This is a genomic window from Lacticaseibacillus styriensis, assembly GCF_030770295.1.
In the GTDB taxonomy this organism is placed as follows: domain Bacteria; phylum Bacillota; class Bacilli; order Lactobacillales; family Lactobacillaceae; genus Lacticaseibacillus; species Lacticaseibacillus casei.
In genome coordinates this window covers 1,907,054-1,928,597 of the sequence record NZ_CP132483.1, presented here as the reverse complement: position 1 = coordinate 1,928,597, position 21,544 = coordinate 1,907,054, and the positions used below count along the sequence as shown (strand labels likewise).

The window sequence follows — 21,544 nt, the reverse complement described above, 5'->3', positions numbered from 1 at the left end:
GCTTATCAGAAAGGGGGAATAAGATGTTTAACTGGTTGATTTTAGGGCACATTATCTTTGGCCTGATCTCATTTGTTGGATCGCTCTTGTTAGCGTGGGGGTTCCGCGCTTCGTTTGCCAGCTTGACACCGATTCAAAAATGGGGGATTGGCCTTTCGATTGGCGGCCTTTTTGCAACGATGGCATTTGCCATGTTGTCGGCAGCTAACGGGGTATCGGCGTTGCTGTTTATCGGCGCCGGCGCTGCACTTCTGTGGGTATTGATGCACCACCGCGCAGAAGCGTAACGTACGTGTCTGTTTGAACTGAAAACAGCCGATTGGGAATGTGAGTCGTCCCGGTCGGCTATTTTTGTGATCGCAAAATTCAAAATAGTTTCAAAATGAAGTTTGTGAGGACAGCATACGGTTCTCTGCTTGGCAGAAGGACATACATTGCGGGTGCGAGTTGGTAAGCTTTAGAGAAAACCAAGCAGTAGTAAATTGCAAACAAAACCATTTCAAATGAACCTATCGTGCGATTTTGCCATTCTCTCGTAAGAAGACCGCTTAGCATGGCCGGTTCCGGCGCAATCGCCATCTGATCACAATGACAGTCAACAAAAATTAAAATTCTGTGAGTAAGCTAAAACCCCGTAGCCACGCGGCATCACGCCATGAAATCACCAAGTGCCAATCAGGTTTTAAGAAATTACCCGTTGACGAATAATATTTTTAAAAGTATGCTAATGCTAATTTCTTCGAGAGGAGTCAACGTGATGACCCAGTTCAACCAAGTCATGTCCATGTCCATGTGCTGCTGCTATGAACAACATAGCGGTTCTATTTACATGGCTGGATATTGGCTTGGGTGACGGACAAACGTGACTTGAACGAAGGACAAAACTGGCGGTGTATCTAGAATCCTAGATGCACCGCCAGTTTTTATTTTACTTTAGGAGATGGCATGTATGAAGAAGTCCCATTGGCTCGCAGCTCTTATTACCGGCGTCGCGCTGGCAACGCTACTTGTCGGTTGCGGCAGTAAAGGTTCTGCATCATCAAGCAGCTCGCAGACGTTGAATTTGACCGAAGAGCTTGATCCGACGACGTTAGATGTGAATGATATGCGCAATACTAACGAGAACGATATTCTTTCAGAAGTTCAGGAAGGCTTGACTACGATTGAATCGAAAAACGGCAAAGATAAAGTCGTTTTAACCGGTGCCAAATCCTACACTAAGTCAGCAGATGGCTTAACGTATACCTTCAAGTTACGCGATGCCAAATGGTCAGATGGCAAGAAAGTCACTGCCCAGCAATACGTGGATTCCTTTCGCCGGTTATTGAAAAAGGAGAACGCCTTTTCCCAGGCTACCGGTGCATACTTTATCAAGGGTGCCGAAGCCTACAACACTGGCAAAGGTAGCGCCGAAGACTTGGGTGTAAAAGCCTTGAATGCCAAAACACTTCAGGTTCAGCTTGCTTATGCCCATCCGTCTCTTTTGTCAGATTTTGCATCGGTTATTTATTACCCAGTCCGCCTCGACAAAATTAATAAAGTCGGCAACAAGAAGTGGAAGACTGATGTGAAGGATCAGGTCTTTAACGGTCCGTTCAAGCTAACATCTTGGAAAAAGAATGACAAGATCACGCTGAAGAAGAACAACACTTATTGGAATGCCAAAAAGGTGGAGCTGCAAACCGTCACCTACACCACGACAAACAAGCCGTCGACAGTGCTTTCGTTAATGCAAAGTGGCCAGTTGGACGCCTTGTCTGCTTCCGGTAAACAGATCAGTGACTTCAACAAATTGGCTAAAAGTAACAAACTGGTCTCGCGAAAACAAGATGGTTCTGGGACGACCGTTTTAATCATGAATCAACACAATGGCGGGACGCAGGGACTTTTCAAGAATACGAAGGTGCGTGAAGCAGTCTCACTTTCTATTAATCGCCAAAGTTACAACAAGGCGGTCAATGACGGCAAAGACCAGCCAACTTATACCATGGTGCCGCAGTCGGTGAACGTTGGATCAACAAACTACGGCGAGTACGTCGGTAATCCACTGAAAGATTTACAGGCACAGTACAACACCAAGGCTAAGCGTCAGGCCCTGTTGAAAGAGGGCTTGAAGGAACTGGGTAAGTCAACGGATCTCAGTAAGCTGAACTTTGTTTACCTGACTGTCGATGATGATGACACCGGTACTTGGCTGAAACAAGAGCTTGATCAACAGTTAGGCGTCAAAGTCACGATCAAAACTGCCCCCGATGTACCTAGCTTTGTGAAGTCCAGAAATGATAATCAGTATGATTTGCTTGACAATGGCTGGTCAGGAAGCGCCGATCCGAATTCGTATTTGAGCCTGTGGGATTCAAATAACGGCTTCCAGCAATTCTTCGGCGGGTATAACAGCAAGACGTTTGACGATCTCGACGCCAAGTTAAATGCCAATTTAAGTACGAAAGAACGGCTGGCCCTTTATAAGCAACTGGAGACACAACTGGTTGCCAAGGATTTCGGTGTCGTGCCGTTAACCAATTCGGAATCACGTATTTATATCAACAAGTCAGTTAAAAACCTTCAATCAACCGTCTTTGGCGCCACGTTCAACTACACTTATGCGTCAAAAGAATAGCTAGCTAGTCACATTGGCCATAAACACGGCCAATGTACATAAGGTCAATAGGAGATGGCAAAATGACTCATTTTGATTCAAGGAGAAGGTGGTTGCGGCCATGATTAAGTTGATCATTCGACGTTTCGTGGAATTGCTGATTTCAACCTTTCTTATTGCCACGGCAACTTTTTTCCTGATTTCGGCAGTGCCTGGTGATGCTCTGAGTGCCCAAACCGATAAATTACCGGCAGCGACCCGCGCGCAGGTTTACAAGAACACGGGTCTCAATAAGCCGGTGATGGAACGATATGTCATCACCATGAACAACATGTTGCATGGGCAGTTTGGCGAGTCGATTGCCGATCCGTCTGTGACCATGTCGAACTTGATCCGCGATCGTCTGCCGGCATCGGCGCGTCTAGGTATCCAGCAAATGTTGCTAGGCATTCCGCTGGGGCTACTGCTGGGGATTCTGGCGGCTGTGTATAAAAACACCTGGATTGATCGGGTGGTGACAATTCTGGCACTGTTTTTGATGTCGTTTCCGAGTCTGGTGCTGGGACTGTTACTGCAAAGTTATTTTGGCGGCAAACTCGGCTGGTTCCCGATTATCGGGTGGCCCAGTGGCGATCAATTGTGGTGGGGTGGCTGGATTTACACCATTTTGCCGACGATTGCCGGCGGGGTCGGCTACATTGCCGGTTATGCGCGGTTGCTGAAAAATTCAATGGTGGATGTGGCCTCGAGCGAGTATGTCATGACGGCGCGCGCCAAGGGATTATCGGAACCGCAAATCGTGTTACACCATATTGTGCGAAATGCGTTCATTCCGATTATTACCTCGTTGCCAGTGACGTTGGCTTTTGGCATCACCGGATCGATTTTCATTGAAAGCATTTTTGTGATTCCCGGCATCGGGCAGTATTTTGTGACGGCGCTGACGAATCGCGATGTGCCGATTATTATGGGCGAAACGGTGTTGCTGGCGATCTTGTACATTGTCACGATGTTTATCACGGATCTGCTGTATACCGTGGTTGATCCGCGGATTAAGTTATATGACAACTGAAGGGAGTCAGGCGAATGGCTGTGAGTGATACGGATTTTCATTTTGTTCAAGGACCCGATCATGCTGGTATACCAACGCCACTGACAGAACAACCCGCAGTATCAGTGGATGAGACGAATGCACCCAAAAGCATCAGTTTCTGGGCATCGGCGCGGCAAAAATTGCTAAAAGACCACTTGGCAGTCGCGTGGGGTATTATTTTGATTCTCATTGTGCTAGTGGCCTTAATCGGGCCGCAACTGCAGCACTATGATCCCAATTTGATTCGAGTCAATGCGCGAAATGTCGGGCCGAGTACGGCTCATTGGTTTGGCACTGATCGCTTGGGGCGGGATTTGTTTACGCGCACCTGCATCGGTATTCAGGTTTCGCTCTTGGTGGCGATTCTCAGTACCGTTCTGGCAATTGGCTTCGGCACGATTTATGGCATGGTCATGGCGTTTTTTGGTGGCTGGGTCGATGAAATCATGATGCGGATTATTGAAGTATTTAATTCGCTGCCGGGGCTGTTAATCACCATGCTGATCATGGTTGTTTTAGGCAATGGTATGTGGACGATGTTGTTTGCACTTGCGCTCACCAGTTGGTCAGATGCGGCGCGGCAGGCGCGGGGACTGGTGATGCAATTGCGGCAACTTGATTATGTGACGGCTGCCGTGATGCTGGATACGCCGGTGTGGCGGATTATGACCCGACATCTGGTGCCGAATATGATGAGTATTCTGATTCTGGATATTGGCCAAAGCATCCCCGGCAACATCTTTGGTGAAGCCAGCCTTAGTTTTCTGGGACTGGGGATTCAGGCTCCGAACACGAGCCTTGGCATCCTGATTGCCAGTGGTCAGGATCAGATGCTTCAACATCCACTGCAACTTTACATTCCGATTCTGGTTTTAGTCGCGATCGTCTTTGCGTTTAATATCGTAGGTGACGGCTTGCGCGATGCCCTTGATCCGAAATTCCAAGGTTAAATCAGCCGACTGCCAGCAGCGAGAAGCTTGTTTGCAGGCTTCACCCAAAAGCCGCTGCATTGGTAGTCAGCACAACCTCTTTAAGGAAGTGTCAAAATGATCCAAAAACATCCTTGGCAGGTCGGCGCCGCGCTTTTCGTTGGCTTGCTGGTGGTCACCACAGGCTTGTCGTTAACGCGCGAAGGCCTGACCCTGGCCATATTGTGGGGGCTACACCAGACGTTTTGGCTGCTGGTGGGTTTGGCGATACTTGCCGTGGGGATTAAATTGCTGCTGCACACCCGCCGCCCACATGCTAACTTAACCAGCAAGATGCTCGGGGCGTTGCCTGGCAACTTGCAATTAGGCATTTGGGTCGCCGTGAATCTGATTGGCGGCACCGTGATTGATTTGTTTTTGTATTAAAAAATGAATTTTGAAAGGAGCGCAGCATGACTGATATTGTTTCAATTAAAAACTTAACCGTCACGTTTCATGAAGCCAACGAAAATGTCTATGCCGTCAATGGGGTGGATTTAACACTGCATCAAGGCGAGACGCTCGCTTTGGTTGGCGAGTCCGGTTCGGGTAAATCAGTGACCACGCATGCGCTACTGGGTTTACTTGGCAAAGATGCAGAGGTCAAGGCTGATGCCATGCAATATGGCGAAACCGATCTGCTGCACGCCAGTAGGAAAACTTATACGCGATTGCGCGGACAGGAGCTTGGATTGATTTTTCAGGATTCGCTAAGCGGGCTGAATCCAACTATGCGCATCGGCCGGCAGATTGGCGAAGGGGTTAAGGCGCACCGCCACCTGCACGGGGCCGCTTTAAAGCAGGCGGTCAACGCGGCGATTCAAGATGTCGGCTTGTCTGATCCGGCCTTGATAGCGCGCAAGTACCCGCATGAGCTATCTGGCGGTCAGCGGCAACGTGCCATGATTGCCATGGCGATGATCATGCAGCCCAAGGTTCTGATTGCCGATGAACCAACCACTGCTTTGGACGTGACCCTGCAGGCGCAAGTGCTGGACTTGATCAAGCGCCAGAAGGCCAAGCGCGATTTAAGCGTGATCTTCATCACCCACGATCTGGGGGTGGTTGCGAATATTGCCGACCGCGTGGCCATTATGTACGCCGGTAAAATTGTCGAAACTGGCACGGCAAATGAAATCTTTTATAATCCGCAGCACCCGTATACTTGGGGCTTGCTGGATGCGGTGCCGAGTTCGGATGATCAGCGTAAAGAGCTATTTACCTTGCCGGGAACACCGCCGGATTTACGGAAGCCGATCAAAGGCGATCCGTTTGCACCCCGCAACCCCTATGCGCTGGCTATTGATTTCAAGGAAATGCCGCCGCTGTTTCAGGTATCACCTACCCACTTCGTTCGTTCTTGGCTGCTTGATCCGCGTACCCCGAGTTACCAGCCGCCGGTTACGATTCAAAAGCGGTGGGCGCGGTTTGCCGAACTCACCAAGGAGCCTTCATTGGCGGTCGTGGTGAATCAGGCCTAATTCGAAGCCTTTTACAAATGGAGATGGTTATTTTTGACAGAACCGTTATTTGCCATTCAAGATCTAAGCGTCAACTTCCGGAAAGATCAGCGGCTCATCAAAGCAGTGAATCACATTAATTTTACAATTGCTTCTGGCACCACCGTTGGCTTGGTGGGCGAGTCAGGTTCGGGAAAAACGACCACTGGCCGTGCGATTGCCGGCATCGGACCGATTTCAGGCGGGGATGTACTGTTTTCAGGTGAGTCGATTCAACATTTTTCGCATGCTGAACGTAAGCAATTTCGGCGGCAAGTCCAGATGGTGTTTCAAGATCCATTTGCATCGTTGAATCCGCGCCAAAAAGTGGCCGATATTATTGCGGAAGGCATTGATAATTTTCACTTGGCGTCATCGCCACAGGAGCGACTTGATCGGGTTTTGCAGTTGCTGGAGCAAGTTGGCTTGCCGCCGGATGCGATTAATCGGTTTCCGCATGAATTTTCCGGTGGTCAGCGGCAGCGTATCGGCATTGCCCGGGCATTGGCGGTTGAACCAAAATTTCTGGTATTGGATGAACCCATTTCTGCCTTGGATGTGTCAATCCAAGCGCAAATTGTGAACCTGTTGCGGCAGATTCAGCAAGCCCAGCATCTGACGTATCTTTTCATTGCCCATGACCTGTCCATGGTGCACTACATCAGCGACCAGATCGTCGTTATGTATCAAGGGCAAATTGTGGAAACCGGTGCTACCGAAGCCGTTTACCGTCATCCGTTGCATCCGTATACGCAGACGCTACTCGCTTCGGTGCCACAAGCAGATCCGCTGTTTGAGCAGCAAAAGCCACGTGTTCATTTTGACCGCACACCGATTCCGGCTGGTGCGGCCTTAACCGAGGCGGCACCAGACCACTGGGTGTTGGCGCCTTAGGCTTAAGATCTTTTACGGGTTATCACAAAAATGGACTTCCAAGTGACAGCTGATGCCGCTTGAAAGTCCATTTTTATTATGTGAATACTCATAAAAGCTTTTAGCGCAGAACGATGGCATATGCCAATACCCGACCTACTTAGTCTCAACCCATTTTTCCAGCAAGTAGACGTTAAGGCTGGAAATGAGGGCGAAGATCACTAGGAAAACGCCGAGAATGGCGGTTATGTTGTAGTTACTAAAGGGCATTAAGAATAGTTGCCATAACTGGTTGAACAGATAGGAGGCCGTGATGATCACGACTAGATAAATGGCCCATTGCGCGAGACGAATTTGAGTTTCAGGTAAGAAGGCCATGATGGTAACGGAGAGCAGGTGGACCAGACTGACGAATGTCCAGATAAATAGGCAGGTTAAGCCAAGAATGATGATTCCTTCAGCAGCGTCCATCCAGACAGACATCTCTGGCCAATGAATGCCATAAGTCGTTAGCTGCAAGATAGTAAATACCAAGCTCTGCGCCAGACAGTAAATGACAAAGTTAGAAATAGTGCTGAATAAATTGGCCATGTAGAGTTTTAGGTTGGTAATCGGCACGGAGCGGTAATAATTGTCGACCCAGGTATGTTCCTGCCTGATGGCGAGTCGAATAAATAAGTAAAGTCCGCCAATAATTAAGTATGGTTGAAACGCATAGTAGAAAAGTTCAATGGAGAAGCGGGCACTACCGCCAAAATACATTAAAATCGCCGTGATGATGGTTGCAACGATCGTGACGACAAATGTGTTGACCACGGTTTGAATGCGCTGCCGAATTAAGACTTTTGTCATCGTCCAAGTATTAGTCATTTGTGGTGCTCCCTTCATAGAGGCTTTCATAATAAGCTTCGACACTCATACCGGTTTCTTCGCGGAGTTGTTCCGTATTCCGGTGCGCGACAACATGTTTGTCTTTTAGCACAACAATTTCGTCGAGAATGTTCACGACATCGTTGACATGGTGATCCGAGATCATGACCGTGGCCGCAGCAGGCTTCCAGGCGATCATGTTGCTGATAAGGCGTTTGCGCGTCATGCTGTCAATGCCTTCAAATGGTTCATCGAGTAAATAGAGTTGCGTTTGACGTGACAAGGTGAGCGCGGTCGCAAATTTTTTCCGATTACCTTTGGAGAGCGCACTTAATTTTTGGTGACAGTCCAATTCGTACTTATCGGTGAAGTTTTCAAACGCCTTTTCTGAAAAGTCGAGATACATGATGGCGTAATCGGTGGCGATTTGGTGCAACGTGCGGTGGGCGTTGACGCCTTTAAGCGATTCGCTAAAGCTGCTGAGTTGCTTGCGGTCGACAATGCTTTCCGAGGCGCCGATTTGAATGGTACCGGTAAAATTGGTCGCCACCCCGTTTAAAAGCCGCATCAATGTGGTTTTGCCAGCACCGTTTGCGCCCAGTAACCCGATGAAATGACCTTGCTGGACCTCAAGATTGAGATCATCCAGAATGAGTTGGCGATTGCGTTTATAGGTTAGGTGTTCTGCGGAAATCTTATTCGTGGTCATGGTGAGCCTCCTGTTCATCAACATATTGGGCAAAAGCGTCTTTCATTTCCGCGGCGCTAAGATTCAGGTCAGCCAGTTGGCGATACAAGGTGCCGAGTTCGGTGGCGATGACGCGATTTTTCAACTCAATCAAGACCTTAATGTCGTCGGTCACAAAATTACCGCGGCCGCGGCGGGTGACGAGCACGCCTTCTTGAATCAGTTCACTTAATGCGCGTTGAACCGTGTTGACATTCACTGTTAGCTCGGCAGCCAGTTGCCGAACAGCCGGCAATTGCGCACCGGACTTAAGCCGATCCGTGATAATGGCTTGGTATAGGTACTGCTTGATTTGCAGGTAGATCGGAACTTTATCGTCAAATTCCACGGTGTGTCTCCTTATTAGTGTATTAGTTATCTAACACAGTGTATCAATAATCCTCGTGTTTGCCAAGTATCACTGGCCAGTATTTTAACGGCGAGAGTGGCTTCTAAGTTCCAAAATCGCCGCTGCGTGGTACAATGCAAGGCAAGAACCAGCATGAGAAAGTGAGGCGAAGGATGACGAAAAAATGGGGCAAAGTGATGCTCATCATCGGCATCTTTCTGGTTGTGAGTGGCGGCGCGTGGTGGTGGGTGAACCGCGGCGAGGCACCTTCGACCAAACGCGTTGCCGGGACATATCAAACACCGACATTGTTTGTTCACGGTTTTGGTGGCGGTTATGGCTCGGAAAAAGATATGATCAACGACCTTAGCAAGCATCCCGGTTATCGTCAGGTTTTGCGTTATACCGTGACGAATACGGGCCAGCTAAGTGTGAGCGGTTCGTGGTCGCCGAGCGTTCGTCATCCGCTGATTGCCGTTGTGTTCAGCAGCGGGCGGCCAGATGCGGCCACGCTGACCAAGATTCTTAAGCAGTTGAAAAAACGTTACGGCATTCAAGACTTTAATGCTGTTGGCCATTCTGCCGGTTCCGCGGCTTGGGCTGATTGGGCAGTCACCAAAGACAAAAAAGGCGAACCAACGTTGCAACGGCTCATCACCATTGCCGGCCCATTCAATGGTTTTCCCGGGATGCCGGGGATGAACAGCGGACAAGACATCAAGTTGGCGAGCGATGGCCGCCCCAGCGTGATGTCAGATCGCTACAAGCCGATGTATGAAAATCGGCGCAATTTTCCCAAGACAGCGGCGGTTTTGAATCTATTTGGCAATCTGGGCAAAGGATCCGATGGCCGCGTCCCTGTCAATTCCGCCCGCTCATTGCGGTATATTGTGGCAGGCCGAGCCAAAAGCTACACCGAGCGTGAAATTACCAACAGCAAGGCACAGCACAGCAAGTTGCATGAGCACAACCCGTTGGTCAACCGGTATCTGTATGAGTTTTTGAGCACGGGTAAGATTACTGATCAATAAGCGATTCAGGTCGGTATTTGTTGAGAAGGAATTGGTGGTACATGAAGATAATTGAAGTCAAAGACAGGCAACCTGTGTTAATTCAGCAACTTTTAGCGGTATGGAGACAATCCGTCAGGGCGACACACTCATTCTTATCTGATGATGAAATGAAGCGCATTGAGGAATATGTTCCTCAGGCATTGCGTCAGGTTGCGCATCTCATCATCGCAGAAGAAGATGGCGTTCCAGTAGCATTTATGGGTACAGAGAATGAAATGCTCGAAATGTTATTTGTGACGCCTGCAAAAAGAGGAGAAGGTCTTGGGAAGCGGCTCGTACAATTCGGAATAGAAAACGATGGCATCAAGAGATTGGCGGTCAACGAGCAGAATCCCCAAGCAAAAGGATTTTATGAACATCTTGGTTTCGAAGTTTATAATCGAACGGATTTTGACGAACAAGGTAACCCATATCCACTTTTATATATGCAGTTGGATTAGCGTCGTCTTTCGACTTTTTAAAGCTGGGCTGACCGATATTGTTTTTGAATGGTCCGGTTCATTAATTCGTAAAACGTAGAAAAGCATCGTCCGCAATCTTGTGTGGACGATGCTTTTTAGGTAGTACATGAATTGAATGCTAAAACATTTAAACAAGAGCAGTTAATCTGCATACTGCTTAAGCAACTCGTCAAATTCAGGAGTATCTTTCAAAAATGCCAAGTCTGGGTCAAGCACAACGTTCTGAACGAATTGCTTGCGTGCCACAGCTGGCGATTCCTGCGGTTTTGGTTGAGGCAGATGTTGAAAAACCTTTGGGAATGGCTGATCTAAATTATCAGCGTATTGCCGGATAACTGCCACTGCCCGTTTGGCATCCTTGGTCACCTTGGCGAGTTGCAGTTCGGTGTCAATAAGGAATGGATTGTTCATAGGGAGCGCTTGGCCCAATGCTTGAGCGAGCTTCACATATTCCTCAGCGGTTGCCAGCTGATGGTCAGCAATGGCCACTTGAGTTAGCAAGTCGAGTACTTGTCCTAGAGCACCATAATCGCTACCCAATAGTTTCTCGCCTTCAACATAGGCCTCAGCCATCTGACCACGTTTTAATTGCAATTTAGGTTTTAACGCCCAGGCAGTTACCGTTTCGGTAGGTAACGCAGCAAGTTGTTTTTCAGCCGCGTCGAATTGCTCTTCACTGAGATAAAAATTGAAAAGACCCAGTGCAGCAAGTTGTGCCTGTTGCAAATCGGAGCTTTGCTCAGCCGCCTTGTACAACTTAATAATCCGTTGTTGTACGGGAGGCCAGTCGTCTTTGGGAATCTGGGGCTTCAGCATGTCAAGAAAAGGTGCCGCCATCATCTGTAATTGTGAAACTGATGGATAGTCGCGCAACTCTTGATCAATCAGCGCAACGGCGGCTTGCCAACCATCTTTTTATGCTGTCATGGTTAGCTTGGCGTTAAAGTCTTGGAGAGCCGCTGGATCTAAGTCAGAAGAAAAGTCCAGCAACGTGTTGATATCCGTGCCGAGGTTACGCGCCAACACAGGTAACAAGGTAATGTCAGGATAAGATGTGCCTTTTTCCCATTTACTGACAGCAGGCGCGGAGACACCTACTTTTTGCGCGAGTTCTTCTTGCGTTAACCCGGCGGCTAGCCGCTTATTACGGATTATTTGGCTCAGTTGCATGATGTTCACCCCTCATTTTTTAATGATCTTTAGTTTCATTATGCAGAGAGGCGTATGCAAAAACAATGGAGACGCTTTCAAGTTCGTGGCAAATTTTTTAACTGCTGGTTAAGTTGCCGCAATGTGGTTACCACACCTGATTGACAGCCATCACGATCAGTAAAACACCGAGAACCGGGCGCAAGATGGCGGTGAGTAACCGAGGATCGAAACGGTTGAGGATGCGTGGAGTAATGGCGGCGCCTACCAGCGATCCGAGCATTAGCAAGCCGCCCACCGTCCAGGCAATTGTGCCTTGGGTCGCGTGCAGAAGGCAGCCAATGATAGACAATGCAACCAACGCATAAGAGGAGGTGGCGGCTGCGTGGGGCATATCCAACCCCATTAACATCAACCCGGCCATGATCGGTCCGCCGCCGCTTAAGCCGGCAATGCCCACCATTAGGCCGCTAATGATGCCTAGCACATAGGCAAACCAAGTGGGCTGGCCGGTCTTTTTGGCGTGACGAGTAAACGATTGCCGCAGCATCTGCACGCCGAGCACGACAAAAATAATGGCGATGGCCCATGAATAAATCAGTTCAGGAATGTAAGGCGCTGCCAAACTGCCGACAATTGTGGCGGGAACAGCGGTGAGCAGAATCCGATTGCCGGCGTGAAACCGCATATTGCCAGTGCGATAGTGACTATAACAGCCTACCGCCAGTGCCGGAATGGCGGTAAAAAGCGAAGTCGCGGCCGCCGTACTCGGCGACAAATGCGCGACACCGGTCATAATACCAAGGTAGAAAGCGCCACCGCCGCCACCCATTGTCATAATAAAAGCCCCGACCAAAAAGCCGAGGAGAATCAAAACGATTGTCATGAAATTTCCTCCAAGTGGGATGCCCGGTGATTGCCGGATATCCGCACAGCATGTTTCGCTAAACACGCTTGATAAAATAATTTTTATTAATTGATTCCATATTAGCGCACTTTTGCGCTGACTTTCAGAAAAAGTGCTAGCCAAAATTCTGGTTTTCACGGAATTATTTAAATTTCAATATTGTTACTGAAAATGGCCCGGCTTATCATGGAAGATAAAGGGAGGCCGACCATGGCAAAAACAACCATCGAGCAAAAGGAAAAGAACACGCGTCATGCCTTATTTGTGATCACCATTGTGGCGCTTATGTCTTTTTTCGGGGTTTTAACGGAAACATCCATGAATGTCACGTTTCCGACGTTAATGCATGATTTTCATGTTTCTTTGACAACTGTGCAGTGGGTGACATCAGGCTATCTTTTGGCGGCGGCACTCGTGATGCTTAGCTCTGCTTACATGAAACGCCGCTTTACCAATCGCCAGCTTTTCATTACGGCGGCGCTGCTTTTCATCATCGGCGACTTGATGTGTGCCTTAGCGCCGGTGTTCTGGGTGTTATTGCTTGGACGCTTAGTTCAGGCGGGGTGTGTCGGCTTGTGCGGGCCATTGATGGTGAACATTATTTTGGACACGGTGCCCACCAGCAAATTGGGTACATATATGGGCATCGCAAACCTCATCATTCTGATCGGACCAGCCTTGGGACCGACTTTTGGCGGAGCCATTGCCAACTTTTTTGATTGGCGGATGATTTTTTGGAGCACCTTGCCGTTTGCGACTTTGCTGCTCGTATTGGGGCAAGGGCGTATTAAGCAATATACGCCGACTTCTGCCTTTGCGTTTGATTGGCTGCGGTTTGCGGCGCTGGGGGTTGCTTTGATTAGTTTGACAGTCGCTTTAAACGGCATTAGTGAACATACTTGGCTTATTGCGGGTGTGGCCGGTGCCATCGTGCTCGTGGCGATGGTTGTCTTTTTATGGTTATCCAAGCATCATGCCAAAGCGCTGTTTAAGCTGGATGTTTTTCATGACGGTGGCTTTTTGTACAGCTTTTTGCCGTATATTTTGATGCAGTTTTCCAATGTGGGGATTAATTTTCTGCTGCCAAATTACGTGCAAACCGTGGATGGCGCCAGTGCGTTTGTCGGCGGGCTGATTTTACTGCCGGGCAGTGTGTTTAATGGTCTGGGACAGCCGGTGTATGGCTGGATGCTGGATCATTTTGGCGGGCGGCTGCCGCTTTTGCTGGGCAACAGTCTGTTTACGGTTGGGATGCTGGGCTTTACGATTTGGGGTCGCCATATCGGTGTGTTAGGCGTGACGATCCTGTATCTGATCTTCGCCATTGGACGGTCGATGGCATTCGGCAACAGTACGGCTTACGGCTTGAAGGTCATGGCCCACCAGTATCAAAGTGACGCCAACGCTTTATACAGCACCGGCCAACAAGTCACCGGGTCGATCGGCACCACCGTCTTGGCTGGAATGATGACCGCGGTCACGGTGCCCGGTCTGACCCACGCCCAGAACGTCGGCATTGGCAGTCAATTAGCTTTTGCACTATTACTCTTGATCGGCTTGGTCAACTTCGGCTTTTACGCGCGTTTGTTTAAACTGACGAAAGCAAAAGTTTGATGACAGGTTAAAAAGACTCAGACAGTTTAAGGCTAGGTCATAATTCATAACTACTATAAGAAGGTGAACGCACTCTTCGCTATGCGAGGTATCAAGGGATTATCGCATCGAGAGTATGTTCACCGTTTGTTCCCAAGGTAATTTGATTAAGTTGTTTAAGATGTTAGTGCCAAAGCGGAGCAATCGTAGGCTAGATGGGGCTCAGCCGTGCAAACAACACAGCGACCGGTCTTGTCGCTGATGTTGTTAGGCGACTTTGAGACAGCGGTTTTCTGGCTCAAAGCGCCGTCACAGCGTTCCAGCCCCAGCTAGCCGGAGATTGCGGAGTTTGGCACGGCTTGGAAATTATTGCCTAAGCTCTTTTGATCATTTGAAATTCATTAAACCGCCAATTAGTCTGGCAAAAAGCCGTGTTCGACGATCTTCAACTGGCGGTTCATTTGATCAACCACCGCCTGCAGGTCTTCAAAATTGCGGTACTTGCCAGTGGCGATTAGCTGTGTTGTGACCGCGGTTTGTTGGGCAATAAGCGCAGAAACCACACTGAAAATGTCATCAACGGAAATCCCTTGTCGGCGGGGTAATTGTTCGATTTTTTCACGAAAAATTCGATTGGCTTCCACGGAAATGGCTCGAGTTTCCTGTTGGATTTGCTGCTGCAAGGGTTGGGGAAAATGTGGTAAATCTGCATAAGCTTGCATCATGAGGCGGTATTCGGCAGGAAAGGCTAATTGCAGTTTCATCTCGTATTTCACTGCCGCTGACATCATAGCGGCTAAACCCGGGGCGTCTTGCCATTGGTGCGGATCCATATGGGCATAGATCCGCTGATAAGCGGTTTTAAAGGTGTCGAGGTATAAGGCTTGTTTATTGCCAAAATAATGAAAAATCAAGCCCTTTGAAACACCGGCAGTGGCGGCGATTTGATCGGTTTTGGTTTTCGCAAAGCCTAATTGTCCGAAGGCGTCAGTTGCTACTTGTAAAATTCGGGTTACTTTTTGCGGGTCGGTGACGACTTTTTTCATACGCTCAGATCCTGTCGACGATATCCGGCAACTCCAATGACGAAAAGAATCACGGCACTGACAAGCATGATGGCAAGCCACGATTGGCCTAAAGCCTTGATCGGAACATCAGCAATCCAGCCAAAAGGAGTAAAATCGCCTGCATGCTTGGGCAGTGAAAATAACCCGTGAAAGACCTGCACGATCAGCCCGGCGCCCATATAAAGCCAAAAGAGACTACTCAATCTTGGCCACAAACCGGCTAACGCAATGCCTAACGCGATAAATGCCAGGACTGCAGGCAGACCACCGATGAAGAGTCGCCCGAGATACTTTACCGGTAGCGGTTGGTCTAGGACCGCATTGCCCGTCAAAAATAAGGCGAGCAACCCGACAGAAAGCACCGAAATGCCCACGAGTAAGGCCCAGCAGTTGTAACTGGTACTGATCGTGGTCCGCGTGGGCTTTTCTGCGTGAATGATGCCAAGATAACCCAGCCGATCGTCATGCTTAAGGCGAAAGGCAATCTGAACCCCAGCGGTGACTGCTAAAGCGACAAAGATGGCCATATACATCGCCAGAAACGAAAGCACCATGGTTTGATTGGCGGCGTGAATTTGCTTGACGTCTAAGAGCTGGCGATAAATCGGGTTGGTTTTAAGAATATCGCCAACGCCGCCCAGAACACTGCCCATGACGCCGCCGAAAATAACCGCACCAATCAGCCACCCGGACAGCAGACCGCGTTCGGTACGCCAGATCAAAGCCGGCATCGATCGTAACCACGGCGCTGCGGTGGCGCGACCTTTTTCTTCCGCCAGCACACCGGCGCCGAGATCGCGACTTTGCGCAATGGCCATGGCAGCACCACAAAGCAAGATGCTGCAGGCAAGGCCCAGAAACAGCGGCGTGAGTTGATTTTTCGTATAAAAGTCGACCTTTTCAAACCAGCCGATCGGGGAAAGCCAGGTGAGTTGTTGGTGGTTAAGATCGGTGACGAGCCGAATGAGATAGGCGGCGGCTAAGACCATATAACTTAACATGCTGGCGGTGCGGGTATTGTTGGCCAGCTGGGCGAACAGCAAAGCGATACTGCCGAAAACCAGATTGGCGATCAGCATGGCAATGGCGAACAACAAATCGCCGGTCATGTCAGTCCCGTCCATGTTGACAGCGAGCAGCGAGGCGAAGTAGGCGGCCGCCATCACAAAGCTGACCAGTAGCAGCTCCCAAATGGCAGCGATGACATCCGCCGTGCGCCCGACATCGCGCGCCCGGACCATTTCCAACAAGCCGCTTTCTTCCTGTCCACGGGTGTCGCGAATCATCAGCGGCATGACCCACAAGGCTTGTAAAATGATCATAAAAACGACCATCACACCGGCAAAAATGATGGCAGCGTTGTAAGTGCTAACCTTAGGCGTTGCGCCAAACATCGCGGCCATCCCCGGTGCCTGCAGCATTTTGACAATGTCTTTTGAACCGGAAGCCCCGTTAACGAAGGCTGCTTCTAATTTCACGGCACCGCTGAGAATCATCATGATGAGAATGACTAGCCAGACAACCGAAAATTTGAGATTTTGTTTGAGGTTGGCTTTTAAAAGATAGCCAGCATGCCGATTATTCCGCCGCATGTGATTCACCCGGCTTTCCGTAATAACGCATAAACAGATCCTCTAACGTTGGCGGTGAGACCCGCAAGTCTAGGATCGAGGTGGTCGCTAAGGTCTGCATAATGCGACTCAACTCATCGCGATCGGCGGTGAAGACCGCTTTGGTGTGGTCGTCCGCTGCAAATGTCAGGTCGTGAACACCAGCAACCCGAGCTAAATCATCATTGGCTGTTGTTGTCGTGACTTCGACTTTTAGCCGCGCCAAGTGCTGCATCTGGTCTAAATTGCCGCTTTCAATCACACTGCCGTCACGGATAATCACGATGGAATCGCACATCCGCTCCACTTCTGACAAAATATGACTCGATAGCAAAACACTTTTACCTGCCTGCTTAAGTTTAAGGACTTCCTGTTGAAAAGTCTGCTCATTAAGTGGGTCAAGGCCAGAAGTCGGTTCGTCAAAAATATACAGGTCCGCATCTTGCGACAAAGCGGCAATCAGCGCGACTTTTTGCCGATTACCTTTGGAGTAGGTGCGGGCTTTTTTGGTTGGATCAAATTTGAATCGCTGCATTAAGTCATCGGTTTTCTGGTTATGGTCGCGGCCGTTTAACCTAAGCAGCAAATCGATAATTTCGCCGCCGGACAGATTCGGCCACAAATAAACATCGCCGGGAATGTAGGCAATCCGCGGATGAATAACGGCATCGTCACGCCAGGCATCGTGACCAAATACGGTGACACTGCCGGCAGTTTTCTTTAACATGCCTAAAATGATGCGAATCGTCGTCGACTTGCCCGCACCATTAGGCCCCAAAAAGCCGAGAACCTGTCCGGAACTTAATGTAAAGCTGACATTCTTTAACGCCTCAAACTTGCCAAACTTTTTTTGAACGTGATCTAATTCGATGACATTAGTTGCCATGGTAGCCTCCTATGAATGCGATCCTGTTAAAAGATGCTGGCATTCTGCTTGAAAGGTAGTACTTGCGGCTCGTGTTCCCGTCGTATTTTCCTTTTCGCCTGAAGTATAGTTGCGATTGACTGATGGGTCAATCGCAAATTGACTGATCGGTCAATGAATTTTGATAGGCGCAGTCCAAAGCGCCATGCTGAATCAATCATGAAAGGTGAAAGCTTTCAAATCATGGAGCCGACGTCTTTTAAAATCGAAGCAAAAAAGCCGACTGCCTGATCATTTCATCAAGCAGTCGGCGGGGCAGTTGGGTTATGCGGATTTTTAAAATCTGGATGCAAAAAGCAATTTTCAACTTTCCGGGAAGAAACCCTGACGCCGCATCACCTTGAATAGGTCATCACGTTTGGCTGGCGTGTGCGTGGCTGCGCTGACCGCCAGATCGGTGTAAGTTTCTTCGCGCGGGTTGCCGTGACGGGTGGCGTAGTAATCATGCACCGTACGATTATAATCGGCCATTGCATCAGTAGCCGGTTCCGGTTCGCCATAGTGATTCGTGAAGGCGACCAGTGATTCGGGCATACGTGGCTTTTCATCAGGATGCTCATCCGGGAACCCGATTGCGAGCCCTAATAACGGGAACGTGTACTTAGGCAAATGCAGCAAATCGATCAAGGCTTGCGCATCATTTTGAATACTGCCTAATGTGACGGTGCCCAAGCCGAGACTTTCAGCTGCCACAACCATGTTCTGCAGCGCCAAGGTGGCATCGGCACTTGCCTGCAAGAACTTATCCATCCGGCCGAGGCGGTCAAGGGGTTGCTGTGCCGCCTTGGTTAAGTCGGCGACGCGGTGCAAGTCGGCAATGAAAATAAACAGTTCGCCCGGTCCATTCAGGTAAGTTTGCGTACTCATCGCCGCAATTTTGGCCCGAATTTTCGGATCAAGAATATGGATGACCGAAAAAAGCTGTAAATACATGGAACTTGCGGTGTGCTGGGCAACATCCAGCAGCGTCTGAATCGTCTGATGGCTGAGGTGCTCAGGTTTAAACCGCCGAATAGAGCGGTGATGGAGCTGACGGCGAATGGTTTCGTTTTGAGTCAAAAAGGTCACTCCTTCAATCAATGCGTATGCCATCTATTTTAGCGGAATGTTGCGGTAGGGGCGCACTTTTAGTTGGAAAAGATAACTTACCGTTAAGGACTTTGTCGTGATGACAGGCTTTTTAATGATGATGCCGTCGTTCTCCCAGCCACCAAATTAATACGCCGATGCCGACTCCCGAGAGGATTATGAAGACATAAAGCAACCATTGCCACTTTCCAAAGTCGATCTTGGTCCTGAAAAAGGAACGTGTGGCTCGCAAATAGACAAGCAAACCAAGAATGAGAATAAACAAGCTGAAGTAGTAAATGGGGCGCTCAAGTTCAGTGAGGTGATGGACAAACGGCAAAATCGCTGCAATGACTAACCCTAAAATAATGACGGTGAACGAAGTATGTGCAGACAGTCGAATTTGCCAGCTGGTTTTGAGAAACAGCAAGATGCTGACCATGATGCCAAACAGTATCACGCCGAGAATAATAATTGCCGTTAGTTGAAGACGGGACGGTTTGGCAAAAGCGTGGCTACCGACATACCAAAGCCCACCCCACGCACTGACAATCGCGATGCCGGAAGCCAGCAACAAACTTCCGGCATCGAAGGTTACGTTTGGATAGGTCAGACGCGGCAGCCACAAAATAAAGATCATCATTGCTGCCAATTTTAAGTTAAACCAGATAAAATTACCGATACGCAGGGGAATCGACTTTAGTAGTTCAGTTGCCGTCTGTTTGGGGTCGTGTCCAAAATAAGTCATCGCATCCGTTCCATCATTTTGCGCGTCAATGAGGTCTTGGAGAATACCTAGCAAACTTTCTTCAAGTTGATAGTCGTCCCGGAACAAGTTTTTGCCCCGCATGTAAACCAGCAAATCTTCGTAGTAGTCGCGGTTGGCTTTTGTCAGTTGTTTACGTAATTGATTGTTCTCAGCTGCTATTTTATTGACCGCTTCCGTGCGCTTGTTCATGGCTAATCCCTCCTGGGTTGGTTCGCAATGATTTGATCAACGTGACTTTTGAGATCATGCCACTGCAAGATGAATGTTTGCCTGGCCTTTTCGCCATCTGCTGTGATCGCATAATACTTGCGACTTGGTCCGTCCGGCGATGGGCGCATATGACTTGTCAAGAGGCCCTTCTTTTCCATTGTCATTAGCAGGGGATAGATCGTCCCTTTAGGAACATTTTCGAAGCCGAAAAGATTAAGCGATTCGCTGATGGCATAGCCATATTGTTCTTTGCGCGCGAGCAAGATGAGCAGGCACCCTTGTAAAATGCCTTTTAGCATCTGGCTGTTGTCGTCTCTCGCCATCAGTATCATCCTTTCACCTAATATGTTTTGCACACTAGTAGTTTAAACCGAAACGACTAGCATGTAAAGCAAAATAGCCGACGAAGATCGCCGGCTATGATTCCATATTTTAATTTGAGAGAACGGTATTGTTCTTTGTTAATGGGACTTAAAACACCACTTTTGAAGCGGAAAATGAGCGTGACAAAATCGGAAATCGAAATTGAATTACCGGTCTCGTTCCCCTTTACCTCACGACTCACTCATCGGCGTCACAGCTTTTGTCATGTTAAACCAAACTTCGCCGGCATGAGTGGAGGCGGCTTGGCCGTCATTGTGGAAGCCCGCGTGCTCGTAGAAGGGGATAAGACGCTGGAGGCAGGTTAAGGTAATGGCGATGCGGTTTTGCTTGCGCGCGACATCGCTCATTTTGGCTAGGAGTTGGCGGCCAATGCCGTGATGTTGCAGATCAGGCGCAACTGCAAGACTCAAAATTGCAATATACGGCGCAGCTGCCGAGTTAGGCTGGATGGTAACAAATAAATCGTCGGTAATGGTTGACTGTGAAGTGGCTGGTCCAACAATATAACCCGCAATTGTTTGATCAGTCCGCGCTACAATAAACGTGTCAGGATAATGAATGATGCGGGCCGCCATGCTGGAACGACTGGCAGCCTCCTGGGGTGTGAAGCCTGCCTGTTCGATTCGCATAATGGCGTCAAGATCGGTTAAGTTCGCTGTAGAAAAATGCAGTTTCAATGTCATGCCTTCTTTGCTTTGTCAATTTGAAAAACGAGGTGGTCATCAATGGATAAGCGACTCGTCAGAATCAGTAAAACATTAAGCCTGATCTTGCGGCACCATCCGGAAAAAATCGGTGTCAAACTGGATCGCTATGGCCGCACGGATTTGGAAACGTTGATTCGGCGATTCAATGCGCATTATCAGATGCACCTTGATCGTCAGGTGCTTGATGACATTATGACACAAAGCGATAAGCAACGGTTTGCGATTGAGGGGAGCACCATCAGAGCGGTGTACGGCCATAGCGTCCCAGTCTTGCCGTTAATGCCGGCGCGGCGGCCACCCATCTGGTTATATCATGGCACGTCACATCAAGCAGCCGCTTTGATTGATGTTGAAGGGCTTAAACCAATGGACCGCGATTTTGTCCATCTTTCCGAGAATCCGAAAATGGCCTGGCAAGTTGGTGTGCGGCATGACCCTCATCCGGTTATTTATCGCGTGGCCGCGCAATCGGCAGCAGCTGCCGGTAAAACTTTTTATCCGACAGGGAGTCAGGTTTGGTTGGTGCATGCAGTTCCCCCGGCATTTTTAACCCGAACATCATCCCCAACATCGTGACGAACGCCCGCTTTTGGCCGGAAACGTTCGTTTTTTTATGTTAGTATTAGGCATACTTAAAAAAGGA

At 49.0% G+C, this 21,544-nt stretch carries 22 protein-coding genes and 1 pseudogene; 11 read left to right on the top strand and 12 right to left on the bottom strand.

Annotation, left to right across the window (positions count from 1 at the left end):
* Nucleotides 1-23: 23 nt before the first annotated feature.
* From LACSTY_RS09240 to LACSTY_RS09210, 7 genes are all read left to right on the top strand, one after another.
* The gene (locus tag LACSTY_RS09240; RefSeq protein WP_087912419.1) at nucleotides 24-287 is read left to right on the top strand and encodes a Na+-transporting malonate decarboxylase, carboxybiotin decarboxylase subunit, madB; all 264 of its coding nucleotides are present in this window, start codon (nucleotides 24-26) and stop codon (nucleotides 285-287) included.
* Nucleotides 288-949: 662 nt separating this feature from the next.
* Entirely contained in the window at nucleotides 950-2,620 is a 1,671-nt protein-coding gene (locus LACSTY_RS09235; protein ID WP_087912418.1) for a peptide ABC transporter substrate-binding protein, read from the top strand.
* Nucleotides 2,621-2,720: 100 nt separating this feature from the next.
* Complete coding sequence (locus LACSTY_RS09230; protein ID WP_151466721.1) at nucleotides 2,721-3,671, top strand: ABC transporter permease; 951 nt, start codon at nucleotides 2,721-2,723, stop codon at nucleotides 3,669-3,671.
* Nucleotides 3,672-3,685: 14 nt separating this feature from the next.
* Entirely contained in the window at nucleotides 3,686-4,642 is a 957-nt protein-coding gene (locus LACSTY_RS09225; RefSeq protein ID WP_087912417.1) for an ABC transporter permease, read from the top strand.
* A 96-nt stretch (nucleotides 4,643-4,738) separates the two neighbouring features.
* Nucleotides 4,739-5,047, top strand: a complete 309-nt coding sequence (locus tag LACSTY_RS09220) for a hypothetical protein (RefSeq protein WP_087912416.1) — start codon at nucleotides 4,739-4,741, stop codon at nucleotides 5,045-5,047.
* Nucleotides 5,048-5,073: 26 nt separating this feature from the next.
* On the top strand, nucleotides 5,074-6,141 hold the full coding sequence (locus LACSTY_RS09215; protein ID WP_087912415.1) for an ABC transporter ATP-binding protein: 1,068 nt from the start codon (nucleotides 5,074-5,076) through the stop codon (nucleotides 6,139-6,141).
* 33 nt (nucleotides 6,142-6,174) lie between these two features.
* Nucleotides 6,175-7,053, top strand: coding sequence for an ATP-binding cassette domain-containing protein (locus LACSTY_RS09210; RefSeq protein ID WP_087912414.1), 879 nt, complete (start codon nucleotides 6,175-6,177; stop codon nucleotides 7,051-7,053).
* 135 nt (nucleotides 7,054-7,188) lie between these two features.
* Here LACSTY_RS09210 and LACSTY_RS09205 read toward each other — a convergent pair whose 3' ends face one another.
* From LACSTY_RS09205 to LACSTY_RS09195, 3 genes are read right to left on the bottom strand one after another with little or no spacing between them, the layout of a single operon-like run.
* On the bottom strand, nucleotides 7,189-7,902 hold the full coding sequence (locus LACSTY_RS09205) for an ABC transporter permease (RefSeq protein ID WP_087912413.1): 714 nt from the start codon (nucleotides 7,900-7,902) through the stop codon (nucleotides 7,189-7,191).
* Nucleotides 7,895-8,611 carry an ATP-binding cassette domain-containing protein gene (locus LACSTY_RS09200; protein ID WP_087912412.1) on the bottom strand — a complete coding sequence of 239 codons (717 nt, stop codon included), beginning with the start codon at nucleotides 8,609-8,611 and terminating at the stop codon, nucleotides 7,895-7,897. Before LACSTY_RS09200 ends, LACSTY_RS09205 begins: the two co-directional genes overlap by 8 nt.
* Nucleotides 8,598-8,978, bottom strand: coding sequence for a GntR family transcriptional regulator (locus LACSTY_RS09195; protein ID WP_049172561.1), 381 nt, complete (start codon nucleotides 8,976-8,978; stop codon nucleotides 8,598-8,600). Before LACSTY_RS09195 ends, LACSTY_RS09200 begins: the two co-directional genes overlap by 14 nt.
* Nucleotides 8,979-9,151: 173 nt before the next feature.
* Between LACSTY_RS09195 and LACSTY_RS09190 the strand changes: the two genes are divergently transcribed.
* Nucleotides 9,152-10,009: an alpha/beta hydrolase gene (locus tag LACSTY_RS09190; protein ID WP_087912411.1), complete on the top strand. Its 858-nt coding sequence runs from the start codon at nucleotides 9,152-9,154 to the stop codon at nucleotides 10,007-10,009.
* Between the two features lie 41 nt (nucleotides 10,010-10,050).
* A complete protein-coding gene (locus LACSTY_RS09185; RefSeq protein ID WP_151466720.1) occupies nucleotides 10,051-10,491 on the top strand; it encodes a GNAT family N-acetyltransferase in 441 nt (146 codons plus the stop codon).
* Nucleotides 10,492-10,653: 162 nt separating this feature from the next.
* Here LACSTY_RS09185 and LACSTY_RS09180 read toward each other — a convergent pair.
* Both LACSTY_RS09180 and LACSTY_RS09175 read right to left on the bottom strand, forming a co-directional pair.
* Nucleotides 10,654-11,682, bottom strand: a pseudogene (locus LACSTY_RS09180) (helix-turn-helix domain-containing protein).
* Between the two features lie 127 nt (nucleotides 11,683-11,809).
* Complete coding sequence (locus LACSTY_RS09175; protein ID WP_087912409.1) at nucleotides 11,810-12,547, bottom strand: sulfite exporter TauE/SafE family protein; 738 nt, start codon at nucleotides 12,545-12,547, stop codon at nucleotides 11,810-11,812.
* Between the two features lie 231 nt (nucleotides 12,548-12,778).
* Here LACSTY_RS09175 and LACSTY_RS09170 point away from each other — a divergent pair, with 231 nt between their 5' ends.
* On the top strand, nucleotides 12,779-14,182 hold the full coding sequence (locus LACSTY_RS09170) for an MFS transporter (protein WP_087912408.1): 1,404 nt from the start codon (nucleotides 12,779-12,781) through the stop codon (nucleotides 14,180-14,182).
* Between the two features lie 392 nt (nucleotides 14,183-14,574).
* Here the strand turns inward: LACSTY_RS09170 and LACSTY_RS09165 are convergent, their stop codons facing one another.
* The 7 genes from LACSTY_RS09165 to LACSTY_RS09135 all read right to left on the bottom strand — a co-directional run bounded on the left by LACSTY_RS09165 (nucleotide 14,575) and on the right by LACSTY_RS09135 (nucleotide 20,871).
* Nucleotides 14,575-15,207 (bottom strand): TetR/AcrR family transcriptional regulator, encoded by a 633-nt coding sequence (locus LACSTY_RS09165; RefSeq protein ID WP_087912407.1) that lies wholly within the window; start codon nucleotides 15,205-15,207, stop codon nucleotides 14,575-14,577.
* Complete coding sequence (locus LACSTY_RS09160) at nucleotides 15,204-16,820, bottom strand: ABC transporter permease (protein ID WP_087912406.1); 1,617 nt, start codon at nucleotides 16,818-16,820, stop codon at nucleotides 15,204-15,206. Before LACSTY_RS09160 ends, LACSTY_RS09165 begins: the two co-directional genes overlap by 4 nt.
* Entirely contained in the window at nucleotides 16,807-17,724 is a 918-nt protein-coding gene (locus LACSTY_RS09155; protein ID WP_087912405.1) for an ABC transporter ATP-binding protein, read from the bottom strand. Before LACSTY_RS09155 ends, LACSTY_RS09160 begins: the two co-directional genes overlap by 14 nt.
* 342 nt (nucleotides 17,725-18,066) lie before the next feature.
* Nucleotides 18,067-18,855 (bottom strand): NADPH-dependent oxidoreductase, encoded by a 789-nt coding sequence (locus LACSTY_RS09150; protein WP_410055326.1) that lies wholly within the window; start codon nucleotides 18,853-18,855, stop codon nucleotides 18,067-18,069.
* A gap of 88 nt (nucleotides 18,856-18,943) precedes the next feature.
* Nucleotides 18,944-19,789 carry a DUF1129 domain-containing protein gene (locus tag LACSTY_RS09145; protein ID WP_087912403.1) on the bottom strand — a complete coding sequence of 282 codons (846 nt, stop codon included), beginning with the start codon at nucleotides 19,787-19,789 and terminating at the stop codon, nucleotides 18,944-18,946.
* 2 nt (nucleotides 19,790-19,791) lie between these two features.
* Nucleotides 19,792-20,133 (bottom strand): PadR family transcriptional regulator, encoded by a 342-nt coding sequence (locus LACSTY_RS09140; RefSeq protein WP_025013097.1) that lies wholly within the window; start codon nucleotides 20,131-20,133, stop codon nucleotides 19,792-19,794.
* A gap of 231 nt (nucleotides 20,134-20,364) precedes the next feature.
* The gene (locus LACSTY_RS09135) at nucleotides 20,365-20,871 is read right to left on the bottom strand and encodes a GNAT family N-acetyltransferase (RefSeq protein ID WP_087912402.1); all 507 of its coding nucleotides are present in this window, start codon (nucleotides 20,869-20,871) and stop codon (nucleotides 20,365-20,367) included.
* A gap of 48 nt (nucleotides 20,872-20,919) precedes the next feature.
* On the opposite strand from LACSTY_RS09135, the gene LACSTY_RS09130 reads away from it, so the two are divergent.
* The gene (locus tag LACSTY_RS09130; protein ID WP_087912401.1) at nucleotides 20,920-21,477 is read left to right on the top strand and encodes an RNA 2'-phosphotransferase; all 558 of its coding nucleotides are present in this window, start codon (nucleotides 20,920-20,922) and stop codon (nucleotides 21,475-21,477) included.
* Nucleotides 21,478-21,544: the final 67 nt, after the last annotated feature.

Coding starts and splice junctions, on each gene's coding strand:
- LACSTY_RS09240 (WP_087912419.1), top strand. CDS start 24: ATGTTTAACTGGTTGATTTTAGGGCACATTATCTTTGGCCTGATCTCA.
- LACSTY_RS09235 (WP_087912418.1), top strand. CDS start 950: ATGAAGAAGTCCCATTGGCTCGCAGCTCTTATTACCGGCGTCGCGCTG.
- LACSTY_RS09230 (WP_151466721.1), top strand. CDS start 2,721: ATGATTAAGTTGATCATTCGACGTTTCGTGGAATTGCTGATTTCAACC.
- LACSTY_RS09225 (WP_087912417.1), top strand. CDS start 3,686: ATGGCTGTGAGTGATACGGATTTTCATTTTGTTCAAGGACCCGATCAT.
- LACSTY_RS09220 (WP_087912416.1), top strand. CDS start 4,739: ATGATCCAAAAACATCCTTGGCAGGTCGGCGCCGCGCTTTTCGTTGGC.
- LACSTY_RS09215 (WP_087912415.1), top strand. CDS start 5,074: ATGACTGATATTGTTTCAATTAAAAACTTAACCGTCACGTTTCATGAA.
- LACSTY_RS09205 (WP_087912413.1), bottom strand. CDS start 7,902: ATGACTAATACTTGGACGATGACAAAAGTCTTAATTCGGCAGCGCATT.
- LACSTY_RS09200 (WP_087912412.1), bottom strand. CDS start 8,611: ATGACCACGAATAAGATTTCCGCAGAACACCTAACCTATAAACGCAAT.
- LACSTY_RS09190 (WP_087912411.1), top strand. CDS start 9,152: ATGACGAAAAAATGGGGCAAAGTGATGCTCATCATCGGCATCTTTCTG.
- LACSTY_RS09185 (WP_151466720.1), top strand. CDS start 10,051: ATGAAGATAATTGAAGTCAAAGACAGGCAACCTGTGTTAATTCAGCAA.
- LACSTY_RS09175 (WP_087912409.1), bottom strand. CDS start 12,547: ATGACAATCGTTTTGATTCTCCTCGGCTTTTTGGTCGGGGCTTTTATT.
- LACSTY_RS09170 (WP_087912408.1), top strand. CDS start 12,779: ATGGCAAAAACAACCATCGAGCAAAAGGAAAAGAACACGCGTCATGCC.
- LACSTY_RS09165 (WP_087912407.1), bottom strand. CDS start 15,207: ATGAAAAAAGTCGTCACCGACCCGCAAAAAGTAACCCGAATTTTACAA.
- LACSTY_RS09160 (WP_087912406.1), bottom strand. CDS start 16,820: ATGCGGCGGAATAATCGGCATGCTGGCTATCTTTTAAAAGCCAACCTC.
- LACSTY_RS09155 (WP_087912405.1), bottom strand. CDS start 17,724: ATGGCAACTAATGTCATCGAATTAGATCACGTTCAAAAAAAGTTTGGC.
- LACSTY_RS09150 (WP_410055326.1), bottom strand. CDS start 18,855: ATGGCATACGCATTGATTGAAGGAGTGACCTTTTTGACTCAAAACGAA.
- LACSTY_RS09145 (WP_087912403.1), bottom strand. CDS start 19,789: ATGAACAAGCGCACGGAAGCGGTCAATAAAATAGCAGCTGAGAACAAT.
- LACSTY_RS09140 (WP_025013097.1), bottom strand. CDS start 20,133: ATGGCGAGAGACGACAACAGCCAGATGCTAAAAGGCATTTTACAAGGG.
- LACSTY_RS09130 (WP_087912401.1), top strand. CDS start 20,920: ATGGATAAGCGACTCGTCAGAATCAGTAAAACATTAAGCCTGATCTTG.